Raw genomic sequence first — 15,003 nt, 5'->3', positions numbered from 1 at the left:
TCCCGAGAGCCCCCCGCCGTCCCGGCCGGGGGCTCTCGGCGTACCCGGGGGTAGTGCAGGGCCCGTCCAGCACCACTGGACGGGGGCGGCGGCCCGGGCCTGCGGCGGCCCATCATGAGCACGTCCTCACCGGGGCCGGGGTGTGACCTTCGCCGCTCCCGCGGCTGGGGGTGTCCACACCGGTTACTCGCAAGTAGCATGGCCGGGTGAGCGCGCGCTCAGTCGCCGCTCCGCGCAGCAGTGCCATCCCGCACCTGGAGGAGAGCCAACGTGCCTCGTACCGTCAGGGACGTCGTCTTCGTCGACGGCGTCCGCACCCCGTTCGGCAAGGCGGGCCCGAAGGGCATCTACCACGAGACCCGCGCCGACGACCTCGTCGTGAAGGCGATCCGGGAGCTGCTGCGCCGCAACCCGGACCTGGACCCCAAGAAGATCGACGAGGTCGCCATCGCCGCGACCACGCAGATCGGCGACCAGGGCCTGACCCTGGGCCGTACCGCGGGCATCCTTGCGGGCCTGCCCCAGTCGGTGCCGGGCTACTCCATCGACCGCATGTGCGCCGGCGCGCTGACCGCCGTGACCGCGGTCGCGGGCGGCGTGGCCTTCGGTGCGTACGACGTCGCCATCGCCGGCGGTGTCGAGCACATGGGCCGCCACCCCATGGGCGAGGGCGTGGACCCGAACCCGCGCTTCGTGTCGGAGAAGCTGGTCGACGAGTCCGCCCTCTTCATGGGCATGACGGCGGAGAACCTGCACGACCGCTACCCGACGATCACCAAGCAGCGCGCCGACGAGTACGCCGTGCGTTCGCAGGAGAAGGCCGCCAAGGCGTACGCCGACGGCAAGATCCAGCAGGACCTGGTGCCGATCTCGGTCCGCAACACGAACGAGGCCGCCGGCGAGACCGGCTGGGGCCTGGTCACCACCGACGAGCCGATGCGCCCGGGCACCACGCTCGAGAACCTGGCGAACCTGAAGACGCCGTTCCGTGTGCACGGCCGTGTCACCGCAGGCAACGCCGCGGGCCTGAACGACGGCGCCACCGCCTCGCTCATCGCCTCCGAGGACTTCGCCCGGGAGAACAACCTCCCGGTCAAGATGCGCCTGGTCTCCTACTCCTTCGCCGGTGTGGAGCCCGAGGTCATGGGCTACGGCCCGATCCCGGCCACCGAGAAGGCCCTGGCCCAGGCCGGCCTGACGATCGAGGACATCGGCCTCTTCGAGGTCAACGAGGCCTTCGCCGTCCAGGTGCTCGCCTTCCTCGAGCACTACGGCATCGCCGACGACGACGCCCGGGTCAACCAGTACGGCGGCGCGATCGCCTTCGGTCACCCGCTCGCCTCCTCCGGCGTCCGCCTGATGACGCAGCTGGCCCGCCAGTTCGAGGAGCAGCCGCACGTCCGCTACGGCCTGACCACCATGTGCGTCGGCTTCGGCATGGGCGCCACGGTCATCTGGGAGAACCCGAACTTCAACGCCGAGGGAGACTCCAAGTGAGCACCACCGCTGAGCTCCTGAAGGGCGCGGCCGAGCTGTTCCCGGACGAGGTCGTCACGTCCGCGCACGTCCGCCACCTGGACCTGCCGTTCGGCGCCGGGCGCTTCGCGCTCATCACGCTGGACAACGGCTTCGACCACACCAAGCCGACCACCTTCGGCCCGCAGTCCCTCGCCAACCTGAACGCGGCGATCGACCAGGTCGAGCAGGAGGCCACCGCCGGCTCCATCGTCGGTGCGGGCATCACCGGCAAGCCGTTCATCTTCGCGGTCGGCGCCGACCTCAAGGGCGTCGAGCTGCTGAAGAAGCACGACGAGGCGCTGGCCATCGGCAAGGGCGGCCACGACGTCTTCAAGCGCCTGGCCGCGCTGGCCGTCCCCACCTTCGCGTACTACAACGGCGCGGCGATGGGCGGCGGCGTCGAGGTCGGTCTGCACTGCAGCTACCGCACCGTCTCCAAGGCCATCCCGGCCTTCTCGCTGCCCGAGGTCTTCCTCGGCCTGGTTCCGGGCTGGGGCGGCTGCGCCATCCTCCCGAACCTGATCGGCGCCGAGCGCGCTGTCTCGGTCATCATCGAGAACTCGCTGAACCAGAACCGCCAGCTCAAGGGCAAGCAGGTCTTCGAGCTCGGCATCGCGGACGCGATCTTCGAGGGCGCGGACTTCCTGGAGCAGTCGCTCCTGTGGACCGCGAACGTCCTGAACGGCACCACCGAGGTCGTCCGCGAGGAGATCGACCGCGGCGAGGCCTGGGACGCGGCCGTCGCCAAGGGCCGCGCCATCGCCGACTCCAAGGTGCACGGCGCCGCGCCGGCCGCCTACCGCGCGCTGGACATCATCGCCGCCGCCAAGTCGGGCGACCTGCAGGCCGGCTTCGACGCCGAGGACACGGCCCTGGCCGACCTCATCATGGGCGGCGAGCTGCGCTCCGGCATCTACGCCTTCAACCTGGTCCAGAAGCGCGCCAAGCGCCCGGCCGGTGCCCCGGACAAGTCCCTGGCCCGTCCGGTCACCAAGGTCGGCGTGGTCGGCGCGGGTCTGATGGCCTCGCAGCTGGCGCTGCTCTTCCTGCGCCGCCTCGAGGTGCCGGTGGTCCTCACCGACATCGACCAGGAGCGCGTCGACAAGGGCGTGGGCTACGTCCACGCCGAGATCGACAAGCTGCTCGGCAAGGCCCGGATCAACCAGGACAAGGCCAACCGCCTCAAGGCCCTGGTCACCGGTGTCCTGGACAAGGCCGAGGGCTTCGCGGACGCGGACTTCATCATCGAGGCCGTGTTCGAGGAGATGTCCGTCAAGCAGAAGGTGTTCGCGGAGGTCGAGGCGGTCGCCCCGGCGCACGCGATCCTCGCCACCAACACCTCCTCGCTGTCGGTCTCGGAGATGGCCTCCAAGCTCCAGCACCCGGAGCGCGTGGTCGGCTTCCACTTCTTCAACCCGGTCGCCATCCTGCCGCTGCTGGAGATCGTCCGCGGCGAGCAGACCGACGACGCCTCGCTGGCCACCGCCTTCGGCGTGGCCAAGAAGCTGAAGAAGACCGCGGTCCTCACCAAGGACGCCCCGGCGTTCGTCGTGAACCGCATCCTGACCCGCTTCATGGGCGAGATCCAGAACGTCATCGACGAGGGCACCCCGGTCGTCACGGCGGAGAAGGCCATCGAGCCGCTCGGCCTGCCGATGTCCCCGCTGGTGCTGCTGGAGCTGGTCGGCCCGGCGATCGGTCTGCACGTCTCCGAGACCCTGAACCGCGCCTTCCCGGAGCGCTTCACCGTCTCCCCCAACCTGAAGGCGGTCGTCGAGGCCGGCAAGCGCGGCTTCTACGTCTACAAGGCGGAGAACGGCTTCAAGCCGGAGCTCGACCCCGAGGTCGCCGCCCTCCTCAAGCAGGGCGACAGCGTCCTGACCGAGGAGCAGGTCCGCGACCGCGTCCTGGACGCGGTGGCGCAGGAGATCGGCCTGATGCTGGAGGAGGGTGTCGTGGCCGAGGCCCAGGACATCGACCTCTGCCTGATCACCGGTGCGGGCTGGCCCTTCCACCTGGGCGGCATCACGCCGTACCTGGACCGCGAGGGCGTCTCGGAGCGCGTGAACGGCAAGAAGTTCCTGGCCCCGGGCCTGGCGAGCGTCCCGGCCTAAGCGCACACGCAGTACGGCGGCTGCCCGTCCGTGGAACCACCACGGACGGGCAGCCGTCTTTTCGTATGACAAGATCACGGCAGTACGTGCAGGGAACGCAAGGAGCAGGTCATGGAGCGGCGAGGCCCCCGCCTGTCGCGCCGCGCCCTGCTCCTGACCGGCGGCTCGGCGGCGGTCGCGGTCGGCGGCGGCCTGCTGGCCGGACGCCGCCTCACCGACCACGGCCCGGCGGCCGGCGGCCCCGAGCCGGTGGGCAGCTTCGACGCCGCCGCCACCCGCCAGGTCCTGGCCCCCACCCGGCTCGCCAACACCACCGTCGCCCAGTCCTTCGACTTCGACCCCGCCCGCGGGGACCTGTACGCCGTGCAGATCGTGCAGGGCGGTATGCGGCTGGCCGGCGACGGACGGCGGATCTCCGGGGACGAGCGGACCCTCCTCGGCGACCTGTGCGTCACCCGGCTGCCGGCCCGCGGCGGGCCCCCGGAGTACATGTACCTGCGCGGCTTCGGCCACGGCGTCTCGATGGGCGTGCAGCCCGGCCCGACCGGCGTGTGGCTGTGGACCGAGTCGGACGCGGACCCGAAGACCGGGTACGGGCGGGCCGTGACCCGGATCCCGTTCCGCCCGGGCGCCACCCTCGACAGCGACGACCCCTCGGTCCGGCACCACCGGCCGGTGCCGGGCTCCGTCGCGAACCAGCCGGTCTACGACGCCCACGGCGACCGGCTGATGGTCGCCTACCGCACCCCGGGCGAGGCCGGCCGGCAGTGGTACGCGGTCTACCGGGCCGCGGACTTCGCGGCCGGGCGGTACGAGGAGCTGTACGCGGTGCGCTCGGCCGGCCGGGCCGGCGAGACCTTCCAGGGCTGCACCCTGTACGGCGCGCACGTCTACCAGCTGACCGGCAACGAGTACACGGAGGACGACGGCGACAACCCGCCCGCCGAGGGCGGCAACGCCGTGCTCTCCGCCATCGACCTGCGCTCCGGCGAGGTCGCCGGCCGCGCCCCGGTGACCGCCGGCCGGGACCTGCCCTACCGCGAGCCGGAGGGCCTGGCGGTCCGCACCACTGACCGCCCCCGCCTCTGCGCCGGCTTCGCCACCGGCCCCTCCGGCGACCGCCGCCTGACCGTCCACTCCTTCGAACCGCTCTGAGCGGCCGGGCTCACGCCCCCGGCAGGGGCCGGCGGGCTGAGAGTTCGAGGGTGAGGTTGCCGGCCTTGGTGGCGTAGAGGTGGCAGACCGGTTCCAGGCCCAGGGCGTCGACCGGGCCGACCACGACGCCCTGGCGGGTGCGGTCGGAGACGGCGTCGGTGCGGGCGCTGCCGAGCCGGACCTCCTTGGCCACGCCGAGGAAGGACACGGACAGGAAGACGTCCCACAGGCCGTCGGTGAGCGGCCGGTGGCCGTCGGCGGTGGCCAGGTCGATCCGGGCCTCCCAGGAGGCCAGCCCCCGCTCGACCTTGGCGGCCGCCTTCAGCTTGGGCGGCGAGTCGAAGGCGAAGGTGCGGAAGCGCAGTTCGGCCCCGGTGCGCCGCTCCCGCAGCACCACCCGGGTGTGGGGCGCCTTGGTGGGCAGCTGCTCGAAGTAGCCGGTGCCGGAGAGCTGGAGGGTGGCCCCGGTCCAGACGGCCTTGGTGAGCTGGTGCTTGACCTTCAGCGTCGAGGTGACGTCGTACAGCTCGTCCGGCACGCCGATGGCGGGGTCCCGGAAGAAGGGGTAGGCCCGGTAGACCCGGCCGCCCTCGATGCGCTGCTCGGCCTTCTCCTTGTCCAGCTCGAAGGCGATCAGCCGGTCGGCCTCCGCGAAGCGGCCCAGCCGGATCAGCTCCAGCCGCACCGACAGCGGCCGGGGCAGCTTGGCGAAGAGCCCGGGGGTGGCGTACGCCTCCAGCAGCTCCCGGCACTCGGACATGACCTGCCAGCGCAGCTGGGCGTCGTCGCAGGAGCGGTAGGGCGCGCCGGTGGCCCGGCCCAGTTCCAGCTCGAAGTGGCGGGCCAGCACGTGGTCGCGGCCGGGTCCGGCCGGCACCCGCTCGGCGACCAGCGTGATGAGCTGCCGGGTGACGGCCATCCGGTCGGCCAGCGAGCCGCCGAAGCGGGAGGCGTTGACCCCGGCGACCCGCTTGGCCTGCTGTACGCAGACCTGGTCGGCCACGACCGAGACCTGGTCGGCGTAGAGGTAGGCCAGCGCGGTGAAGGCGGTCTCCTCGCCGAGCCGCCAGTCGGCGGGGAAGCGCAGGAAGCAGCGCTCGACGAAGCTGCGGCGGAACAGCTTGTCGGGGCTGAGCGACCAGTAGACGCGGGAGGCGAAGACGTCCGCGTCGGCCGTGTTGCGGACGAACATCGAGGTGCCGACCTTCTGCCCGTCCAGCCCGGCGACCTTGCCGAGCACGATGTCGGCGTCGTTCTGGTCGGCGGTGCTCACCAGCCGGCGCAGCGCCCCGGGGGCGAGCCGGTCGGTGCCGCTGAGGAAGAAGAGGTGGCGGCCGGCGGACTGCTCGATGCCGATGTTGCGGGCCTCGGCCGGGGTCTCCGACGGGGGCAGCACGGCGCACCGGACGAACTGCGGGTACTGCGCGGCCCACTGCTGGAGCAGTTCGCGGGAGCCGTCCTGCGAGCCCCGGTCGAAGGCCAGCACTTCCACGCGCAGCCCGTCCTCGGTCTGCGCCAGCACGGAGGCCAGGCAGTCGGCGAGCCCGGGCAGGGCGTTCGCCGCGTCGATGACGACGCTGACGTCGGGCTGGTCCTGGGGGTTCACGGGGCGGGTCACCACTCTTCGTCGCGTACGGGAGTCCGGTCCGGCGCGCGGCCGGGGGCCGGCGTCAGCCGGACAGGGATTCCGGCGGCCAGGGCAGCTGGCCGATGATCTTCGGCTGGCGCCAGGGCTGGTGGGCGGTGGTGCCGATGCCGTTCGGCCCGGGCGGGGTCAGCAGGCCCGGGGTGGCCGACAGGTCGCCCACGTAGACCACCACCCGCCCCTCGGCCACCTCGCCGGCGGGCGTCTGGAGGGAGTAGCGGAAGCCGTCGTACCCGAGGGCGCCGGGGGCTGCCTGGTAGGCGAGCAGCCCCTCGGGGGTGACGGCGACGCTGCCCGTGCGGGGCTGGCCGTGGCCGACCAGCACGGTGCCCGGGGGCACCCCCTGGCGCACGTCGAGCAGGGCGGGCAGGTGCGCCGCGTGCGGGGGGACGTTCAGCGCCCGGCCGGGCACGTGGAAGCCGCGGATCCGCACGCCGAGGTCGGCCAGCGGCTCGGTGCGCACCGGCTTGCGGGGCTCGACCCCGGGCACCCCGGCGGCGATCGCCGGGCGCAGCACGGGCTCCCGGGTGCCGGGCCGGATCCGGACCGTGAGCAGGGCGTTCTCGGTGGCGCCGGAGCCCGCCCGGACCCGGTAGACCTGCCGCTCGGGCAGGTACTCGCCGCCCTGGACGGCCAGCACCTCGGCGGCTTCGGCGAAGCCGAAGGGGCGTACGTCGAGGTAGCCGTAGGCGTGCCGGGCGCCGGGGGCGGCCTGGACGGACAGGGCCAGCCGCAGGGTCTGGCCGGGGGCGACGGCGGCGCTGGGGTGCGTCTCGCTGTAGACCGCGGCGCGGGCGGAGTTCTCCGGCCGGCCCGGTTCGGCGACCTTGACGACGGTGAGCAGGTGGGTCACTTCATCACTCCCGGCTTGGCGACCCCGGGGCCGCTGGGCGCGAGGACGGCCCCGGCCACCCGGGCCTTGGCGTCCTCGGTGGGCGGCGAGACCCGCTCCTTGGCCCGCTGGTCGGAGACGGCGACGGAGACCCAGCCCATCTCCTCGGCGGTGAACTCGGTCCGCTCCAGGCCGGTGACCTGGTGGGCCGGGATCAGCCCCTGGTCGCGCATGGCGCGGGCGACGAACCGGGCGAACTCGGTGCAGCCCTCGGCCCGGCAGTGCGTGTCGTCCCAGCCCTTGATGTTGGCGAGCGGGTTCTCGTACTGCCTGAGGTGGGTGAAGAGGTCCCGGCTGGCGTCGGGGCCGAGGTCCTGCCACCACTCCAGGCTCTGGGCGTAGAGGTCGATCAGCGGGGCGGAGGTCTCGGCGGCGACCTCGCGCATCGCCATCGGGTAGGTGGTGATGTAGCGGATGAGGTTGTCGTGCTTGTCGAACTTCCGCCGCTCGTGGGTCATCACCAGGACCGGGTGCGCCTGGTGCTCCCGGGTCATCTCGACCATGGTGCGCAGGTACAGCTGGTAGTCGGCGTGCGGGCCGGCGTACAGGCCCTTGCCGGGCTTGTAGTCGACCTGGCCGAAGGTGATGACGACGTAGTCGCCGGGGCTGACGTTGTCGAGGATCCACTGGAAGCGGCCGCGGTTGAAGAAGCTCATCGAACTCGCCCCGGCCCGGGCGCAGTTGACGACCTCCACGTCGGGGGTGAAGAACAGCTGGAGCATCTGCCCCCAGCCCGCCATCGGCAGGTAGTCCACCCCGCGGGTGATCACCGTGGAGTCGCCCGCGAGGAAGATCCGCCGTCGCGGACCGCCGTGCCCCTGCATCGCCGTCATCGCGCTCAGATCCCTTCGGCGCCCTCGTCGAGATTGGCGAACGCCTCCGCGAGGTCGCCCTCGGGGACGGCGACCGTCTTGAACGGGTCCTGCCGGCGGACGTCGATGACGTGGCCGGTGAGCTGCGAGATCAGCACGTCGACGGAGGTGCGGGCGACCGACTCGGAGGTGAGCAGCGAGTCGGCGGGCTCGTCGCCGAAGGCCTTGGTGCGCATCGGGGTGCGGGTGCGCTCGGGGTTGACGCAGTTGACGCGGATGCCGTCGACGGCCCACTCGTCGGCCAGCGCCTGGGTCAGGTTGACCGTGGCGGCCTTGGCGGAGGAGTAGAGGCTGTAGCCGGCCCGGCCGCGGGTGTAGCTGCTGGAGGTGTAGAGCAGCAGCTGGCCGCGGGTCTTGGCGAGGTACTGGTGCGAGGCGCGGGCGATGTGCACCGGGGCGAGGTAGTTGACCAGGGTGGCGCTCTCGATGGTCGCGCTGTCGGTCTCGGCGAGCTTGCCGGTGCGCAGCACGCCGGCGGTGTTGACCACGTAGTCGATCCGGCCGGCCTGCTCGTAGGCCTCGGCCAGCGCCTTCTCGACGTGGGCGGGGTCCTCGACGAAGGTGCCGGTGCCGGAGCGGCTGAAGCGGAAGACGGTGGCGCCGTAGGACTCGGCGAAGTCCGATATGTCGGCGCCGATGCCGTAGCTGGCACCGAAGACCACGAAGGCCTTGCCTTCGAGGGCGGCGCGGTAGGTGGCGTCGTCGCCGTGCTCGGGGGCGGCCTGGTGGGCGAGCTGGAAGAACTTGTCCGCGATGAAGATGTCCACCGGGTGGGTGACCTTCATGTTGTGCTCTTCGCCCTCGACCACGTGCACGGGCACGTCGGGGAGGTAGCGCAGCACGACGGAGCAGTCGTCGGTGGCCTCGAAGTTCGGGTCGCCGGCGGCCACCGCGTAGGCGCGGCGGATGGTGGACAGCAGGAAGGCCTGCGGGGTCTGCCCGCGGCGCAGCCGGGAGCGGTCCGGGATGTCCGTGATGAACTCGCCGTCCTCGCCGTGGGTGCGGGTGACGATGATGGTGTCGGCGGACGGGATGGCCACGTCCACGGCCTCGTACTTGTCGAGGGCCGCCACGCAGTCGTCGATGACCCGGCGGGAGAGCAGCGGGCGGACCGCGTCGTGGAAGAGCACCTTGGGGTCGGGCTCGCCCGCGTCGAGGGAGGCGCCGATGGTGTCGATGGCCCGGCAGGTGGTCTCGTTGCGGGTGGAGCCGCCGCCGATGACCTTGCTGACCTTGCGCAGGCCGGCCGCGGCGACGATCTTCTCGACCTCGGCGACGTACTCCGGGTGCATGACGACCATCACCTCGTCGACCGAGGCGGCCTCCTCGAACACCGCGAGGGTGTGCTCGAGGATGGTCCGGCCGGCGATCTTGACGAGCTGCTTCGGGATGGCGAGACCGACCCTTTGACCGGTACCTCCGGCGAGAACGACGGCGATCGTACGGGCACTTCGGGACAAGTCGACTCCTCGAACGGACTGACGGGGGAGGTGGGCACCGGCGCGGGCCCGGGCAGTGCTGCCGCCCCGGGGGCTAGAAGTACTGCTGCATCGAGTTCTGGGGCTGCCTGACCATGCGGATCGGCATGGTGGCGTCGTGGACGACGGCCTGGCCGCGGGTGAACGGGTTGGCCAGGATGGGCTCGGCCACGTCGCCGGGCGGGAACTTGGTGCTCGCCTTGGCGAAGAGCGCGTTGACCGCGTCGTTGAAGCGGACCATCGAGTCGCCGTCGCCCAGCAGGTAGCGCTTGAGGATGGTGCGGTGGTCGGCCAGCCGGTCCATGCCCGCGGTACGGGCCGCCTCCACGCCCACGCCCAGCTCCTGGCAGGAGGGGCCCAGGATGTAGGCGGCCGAGGCGGCCGGGTTGAGCTGCTTGAACAGCTCGGGGTCCATGTCGGAGGGGTTGCAGACCACGTACGGCTTCTCGCTCTGCACGAAGTCCGAGACGACGCTGGAGATGTCGCTGATCATCATGTCGGACTCGTTGTAGCAGCTGTACAGCGACGGGAGCTGGCCGGTGACGACCTGGTGGCGGTCGTGGCCGCGGGAGCTCCAGAAGGTGTCGTGCCAGTCGGCGTTCAGCTGCTCCCAGGACTCCTTCGGCGGCTTGGCCAGGGCCGCGCGGTCCTTGTCCCAGATGCCGTAGACACCGACCACGGTCCAGGCCTTGAGCTTGCCCATCCGGCCCTCGAGCTCGCGCAGCCGCTTGTCGCCCTGGGCCAGCGCCTTGGCGGCGTTCGCCCCGGCCTGCTTGTCGCGGCGGGCGTTGTCGGCCTCGAGCATCGCGATGATGCGGCGGTGGGCGCGGGTGGCCTGGACGGAGCGCTTGCCGGTGAGCGGGTGCGGCTTGTAGATGACGCGGACCGGCCGCTCGGAATTGAGCAGCATCCGGATCATCTTCTCGCCCATGAGGACGAGGGAGGTGTGGTACGGGTCGGCGGTCCAGCCCTCCCAGGTGGGCGCGTACATGATGGTGGTCATGTGGCTCTGGGGGCGGGGGGCGACGGTCTCGACGGCGCTGAGCTGCGGGCGGCCGACCCGGACCAGGTCGGCGGCGGGGATGGTGCCGCGCAGGCGCTGGTAGCGGTCGTCGCCGGCCTCGCCGGCGGTCCAGATCTCGTCGTAGACCTTGCTGACGCGGTTGGAGCTGGCGAGCTTGTCGCTGTCGCCGTGGCCGATGAAGACGTGCTTGGCCTCGGCGATGCGGAGCATGTGGACGTTCTTGCCGGCGTTGGCCGGGTAGAGGACGACCCGGGCCTCGGGCAGCTCCAGCAGCGAGAGGTCGTCGGCCTTGGGTATGCAGACCACCGGCAGCGGGGTGTACGCCAGGAAGCGCAGGGTGGTGACCTCGCGGAGCACGATCAGCGGGCGGCGGCCGAGCCGGGCGAGGGTGTCCAGCCACATGTTGACCTGGTACGCGGAGTCGCGCGCGCCGGCCGCGTAGCTGAAGTAGAGGACGACCTCGGGCTGGTACTTGGCGACCTGCTGGTTGAGGATCTTGAAGGTGCGCTCGTGGCTGGGGACCCGGCGGCACTGGCTCACGGTGGGCAGCAGCATCAGCATGCCGACGATCGCGAGGGTGACGGCCACCGCGACGCCGAGCACGCCGAAGCCGATGACCTTCGTGTACTGCGAGGCGAGCGCGCCGACGATGACGGCCGTGTCCAGGTACAGGAGCTTGCGCTCGTGGCTCTTGAACGCGATCGGCGAGGGCGGCTCGGGCATGTTCAGCTTGCTCAGGTCCAGGTTGCGCACCCGGACCGGCAGCGCGCGGCGGCGCTTGATGAACATGCACAGGAACGTGTAGAGGAGCCGCAGCGAGTGCACGGCGACGAAGCCGAGGAAGACGACGATGAAGGCGTCCCCGTCGGTGCCGGCCAGGTCCCGCAGCATCACCAGCACGGCGAGCTCGCGCACCAGGACGCGGATCGACAGGCCCCACTTGAGCTTGCCGAGGAACTTGATGAGGTCCGGCTCGTGCTTGTGGAGGTGGACGTCGGAGGCGTAACTCACGGTAAGGGCCGCGGTGAAGACCCAGAAGTGCCCGAGCACCGCCGAGACCAGCATGCCCAGGTAACTGCCCAACAGGAGGAGAAGGACAAGGACGTTCTTGTCCTTGCTGATCTCCGCATGGCGGATCAGCGCGGCGATCACTGTCGTCCTCTTCTCTCATCGGCCCGTGCGTACGCCAGGTGACGGAGGTGGAGGGGGAACGGCTGAGGCCACTTCAACAGGGTGGAATCCAGCCCGCGGTGACAGTCCAGCTGAGTTCCCCGCGTCGACTTTCAGTCTTCACCTCAGCTTTACCTGGAGTGAGGATAGTACCCGCCTCAAGGTCACGGATAAGTAACCGGTGTGAAAAATGGAGCGCCCTGGCCCGCTTGCCCGGTGCGCCCAGTCCGGCCCCTTTCAGTCACCCGCGGACTGCCAGACACCGAAGTCCAGGGCCTGGCCGGGAATCTGCCGACTGACCGAAAGGCGGGCATCCGGCCCCATTGTGGCAATGATCACGCGGCCGGTCCGATCGCGGACGACCGCCGGGGGCACGACAGTTCGCTGCGCCGTCGAGGACCACCACACGCCCGACTCCGGGGTGCCGTCCACGTACGTGCCGATGGCGCAGCGGCCGTCCGCGTCGGCCGCGGCCAGCACCGTGCAGCTCCAACCCCCCACCGGAACGCCCGAGGTTCCGGTGATACGCCCGGTAACACCCGGCGCGTTCAGGCCGACCGGGCCCGGCGCGCCCCGGCGCCACTCGCACGGCTCGCCGGTCTCCGCGTACCGGAAGCGCAGCGCCCCGCTCTCGGGGGCGGCGGCCAGCGAGCCGGGGGCCGCGTGCACGGCCGGCCCGCCGTCCTCGGCCCAGGTGCCGTCCGGCCCGCCGCGGTGCCAGCGGGCCGTACCGGGCCGGTCCCGCAGCCGGGCGTAGAGCTCCACCCCGCCGTCCGGCAGGGCCAGGGCGGCCAGGTCCTCGGCGGTACGGGTGCCGCGCAGCAGCGTCCAGCCGGACCAGGAGCCGTTCTCCCGCTCGTAGCAGTGGTTGAGGGTGTGCAGGTCGTTGCGGACGAACAGGTGCAGGGTGCCGGCCCGGTCGCAGACCGCCGCGGGCAGGCCGACGTACTTGCCCCGCTCGGGTTCGGAGCGGTGCGGGTTGTTCTTGGTGTGCCAGGGGCCGAGCGGCCGCCCGCTCTGGTACTGGAGGGCGCAGACCACCTCGGTGCTCCAGTCCGCGCCCTGGGCGAGGCGGCGCAGCCCGAGCAGCCGGACGTACCCGTCGGGGCCCTGGACCACGGTCAGCGCGGGCAGGAGGCCCGGTACCTGGAGCAGTTCCGGCCCGCCGAAGGCGCCGTCGGGGCCCTCGGTCCAGCGCACCACCGCGCCGGGCACCGGCAGATAGGCCGTCAGCCGGCCGTCGGTGCCGCGCACCAGCCAGTCACGGGGGGCCGGGTAGCGCGGGCGGGAGGACGCGGGCCGGCCGGCCGGGGCCTCGATCACCCGGCAGTCGGTGAACACCGGGCGGCCGGTCTCGCGCTGGTACTGCGCGACCGCGTCCAGCAGGGCCAGCACCAGTGCGGACTCGCGCTGCCCGGCGGGCTCCCCGTCCCGGCCGGCCAGCGGATCCTGCGTCAGGACCCGCGCCGGCTGTACGGCGTACAACTCCCGCAGCAGCGCCTCGGTCAGCCGCTCCCCCACGGGCTGCCGGGGGGCTCCCTCGACGGGGGTGCCCCGGCCGGCGGCCCCGGCGGCGGCCCGGGCGAACTCCGCCTGCCCCTGCGGGTCCCCGGGCTCCGGGCAGACCACGCTCACCCGGGCCGGTCCGGCCGCCTCCGCCAACAGGACGGCCGCCGCCCCCGGGTCGGTGGCCACCAGCAGCAGCCGGGCCGCCGGCAGGGCCCCCGTCGCCCGGTCGACCTGCGGATCCGCGCCCCGACGCCCCTCAGTACGACGGTCGACCGAGCGCATCATGCCCCTCCACGTTCCCTCTCCCGACACCACGGGTTCGCCGTCCGGCGCCCGCGAGCACGATAAGGGCACTCCCGTTCGACGTGCACGTTTGCCTATAGTTCTCGGGTATCGCTCCACTGCCGCAGCGCGCAGACCCCCGCCTCCGCTGCCGAAGCGACCGACCGCCCGGTCCCCCGCGAAGGTGGCGGTCACTCCACACGACCGATCACCGGGATCGAAGGACACCTTTGGCATGACTCAGGCAACCGAAGCACCGCCGCGCTCCCGCAGGGCTCCCCGTCGGCGCGGGGGCGGCCGGGCGGGCAAGATCATCCTGCTGGTGCTGCTGGCGCTGGTGCTGCTGCTCGGCGGCGGGCTGTGGTGGATGTACGCCCACCTCAACGGCAACATCGACAGCGTCGACCTCGACAAGGCGCTCGGCGACAACCGGCCCAAGAAGGTCGTGGCGGGCGCGCAGAACGTCCTGGTCCTGGGTTCCGACTCGCGCAGCGGCGCCAACGGCGACCTCGACCACGGCGACGTCAGCGGCGCCCGCTCCGACACCACGATGCTGGTGCACATACCCGAGGGCCGCGCCAAGGCGACCGCGGTGAGCATCCCCCGCGACACCCTGGTGACCCGGCCCGAGTGCCGGACCAAGAGCGGCGACACGGTCCCGGCCAAGAAGCGCGTCATGTTCAACGAGCTCTACTCGGTGGGCGGACCGGCCTGTGTGGTCAAGGCCGTCGAGACGATGTCCGGCGTCCGCGTCGACCACTTCGTCGAGATCGACTTCGCGGGCTTCAAGGGCCTGGTCGACGCCCTGGGCGGGGTGACGGTCACCACCAAGGAGCGGATCCACGACTCCAAGGGCGGCTTCACCCTGGAGCCCGGCACCCACAAGCTCGACGGCACCGACTCGCTCAAGTTCGTCCGTACCCGCTACGGCCACGGCGACGGCAGCGACCTGGGCCGCATCGGCCTCCAGCAGCAGTTCATGCTCTCGATGCTGACCGAGATCAAGAAGCAGGACGTCTTCGGCAGCCCGACCCGGCTCTACAAGCTCGCCGACGCCGGCACCAAGTCGCTCACCACCGACTCGGACCTGGCCTCCCTCACCGCCCTCGCCGACTTCGCCAAGAGCATGAAGGGCGTGGACGCGGACACGATGGAGACCATCATGCTGCCGGTGGCCTACGACCAGATCGACCCGAACCGCGTGGTGGTCGCCGAGCCCCAGGCCACCGACCTGTGGACCGCGGTCCGCGAGGACAAGAAGATCCCCGCCGCCGCCAAGAAGTCCCCCGCCAGCGGCGGCTGACCGTTCCCGGGGCCGGCCGTCGGCCGGCCCCGGTCGCGCCG

General features: G+C 71.9%; 10 protein-coding genes. 4 read left to right on the top strand and 6 right to left on the bottom strand.

Features of this window, described 5'->3' with window-relative positions; all coding sequences use genetic code 11:
* The first annotated feature begins 270 nt into the window (after nucleotides 1–270).
* The 3 genes from AB0O40_RS00875 (at nucleotide 271) to AB0O40_RS00865 (ending at nucleotide 4,787) form a co-directional block, all read left to right on the top strand.
* Nucleotides 271–1,497: an acetyl-CoA C-acyltransferase gene (locus AB0O40_RS00875; protein WP_365034218.1), complete on the top strand. Its 1,227-nt coding sequence runs from the start codon at nucleotides 271–273 to the stop codon at nucleotides 1,495–1,497.
* On the top strand, nucleotides 1,494–3,632 hold the full coding sequence (locus AB0O40_RS00870; protein ID WP_365034216.1) for a 3-hydroxyacyl-CoA dehydrogenase NAD-binding domain-containing protein: 2,139 nt from the start codon (nucleotides 1,494–1,496) through the stop codon (nucleotides 3,630–3,632). Before AB0O40_RS00875 ends, AB0O40_RS00870 begins: the two co-directional genes overlap by 4 nt.
* Nucleotides 3,633–3,743: 111 nt before the next feature.
* Nucleotides 3,744–4,787 carry a signaling protein gene (locus AB0O40_RS00865; RefSeq protein ID WP_365034215.1) on the top strand — a complete coding sequence of 348 codons (1,044 nt, stop codon included), beginning with the start codon at nucleotides 3,744–3,746 and terminating at the stop codon, nucleotides 4,785–4,787.
* 10 nt (nucleotides 4,788–4,797) lie between these two features.
* Here the strand turns inward: AB0O40_RS00865 and AB0O40_RS00860 are convergent, their stop codons facing one another.
* The 6 genes from AB0O40_RS00860 to AB0O40_RS00835 all read right to left on the bottom strand — a co-directional run bounded on the left by AB0O40_RS00860 (nucleotide 4,798) and on the right by AB0O40_RS00835 (nucleotide 13,662).
* Nucleotides 4,798–6,393, bottom strand: coding sequence for a glycosyltransferase family 2 protein (locus AB0O40_RS00860; RefSeq protein ID WP_365034213.1), 1,596 nt, complete (start codon nucleotides 6,391–6,393; stop codon nucleotides 4,798–4,800).
* A 64-nt stretch (nucleotides 6,394–6,457) separates the two neighbouring features.
* Nucleotides 6,458–7,285, bottom strand: a complete 828-nt coding sequence (locus AB0O40_RS00855) for a hypothetical protein (RefSeq protein WP_365034211.1) — start codon at nucleotides 7,283–7,285, stop codon at nucleotides 6,458–6,460.
* Complete coding sequence (locus AB0O40_RS00850) at nucleotides 7,282–8,157, bottom strand: rhamnogalacturonan acetylesterase (protein ID WP_365034209.1); 876 nt, start codon at nucleotides 8,155–8,157, stop codon at nucleotides 7,282–7,284. The genes AB0O40_RS00855 and AB0O40_RS00850 overlap by 4 nt, the downstream gene beginning before the upstream one ends.
* A 5-nt stretch (nucleotides 8,158–8,162) precedes the next feature.
* Nucleotides 8,163–9,656 carry a bifunctional cytidylyltransferase/SDR family oxidoreductase gene (locus AB0O40_RS00845; RefSeq protein WP_365034207.1) on the bottom strand — a complete coding sequence of 498 codons (1,494 nt, stop codon included), beginning with the start codon at nucleotides 9,654–9,656 and terminating at the stop codon, nucleotides 8,163–8,165.
* Between the two features lie 73 nt (nucleotides 9,657–9,729).
* A complete protein-coding gene (locus AB0O40_RS00840) occupies nucleotides 9,730–11,850 on the bottom strand; it encodes a hypothetical protein (RefSeq protein WP_365034205.1) in 2,121 nt (706 codons plus the stop codon).
* 255 nt (nucleotides 11,851–12,105) lie between these two features.
* Nucleotides 12,106–13,662, bottom strand: coding sequence for a hypothetical protein (locus tag AB0O40_RS00835; RefSeq protein WP_365034203.1), 1,557 nt, complete (start codon nucleotides 13,660–13,662; stop codon nucleotides 12,106–12,108).
* Nucleotides 13,663–13,894: 232 nt separating this feature from the next.
* On the opposite strand from AB0O40_RS00835, the gene AB0O40_RS00830 reads away from it, so the two are divergent.
* Nucleotides 13,895–14,962 carry an LCP family protein gene (locus AB0O40_RS00830; protein ID WP_365034201.1) on the top strand — a complete coding sequence of 356 codons (1,068 nt, stop codon included), beginning with the start codon at nucleotides 13,895–13,897 and terminating at the stop codon, nucleotides 14,960–14,962.
* The last annotated feature ends 41 nt before the right edge of the window (nucleotides 14,963–15,003 follow it).

This window comes from Streptomyces sp. NPDC089919 (assembly GCF_040684615.1).
Lineage (GTDB): Bacteria > Actinomycetota > Actinomycetes > Streptomycetales > Streptomycetaceae > Streptomyces.
This window is presented reverse-complemented; position numbering and strand designations above follow the sequence as displayed.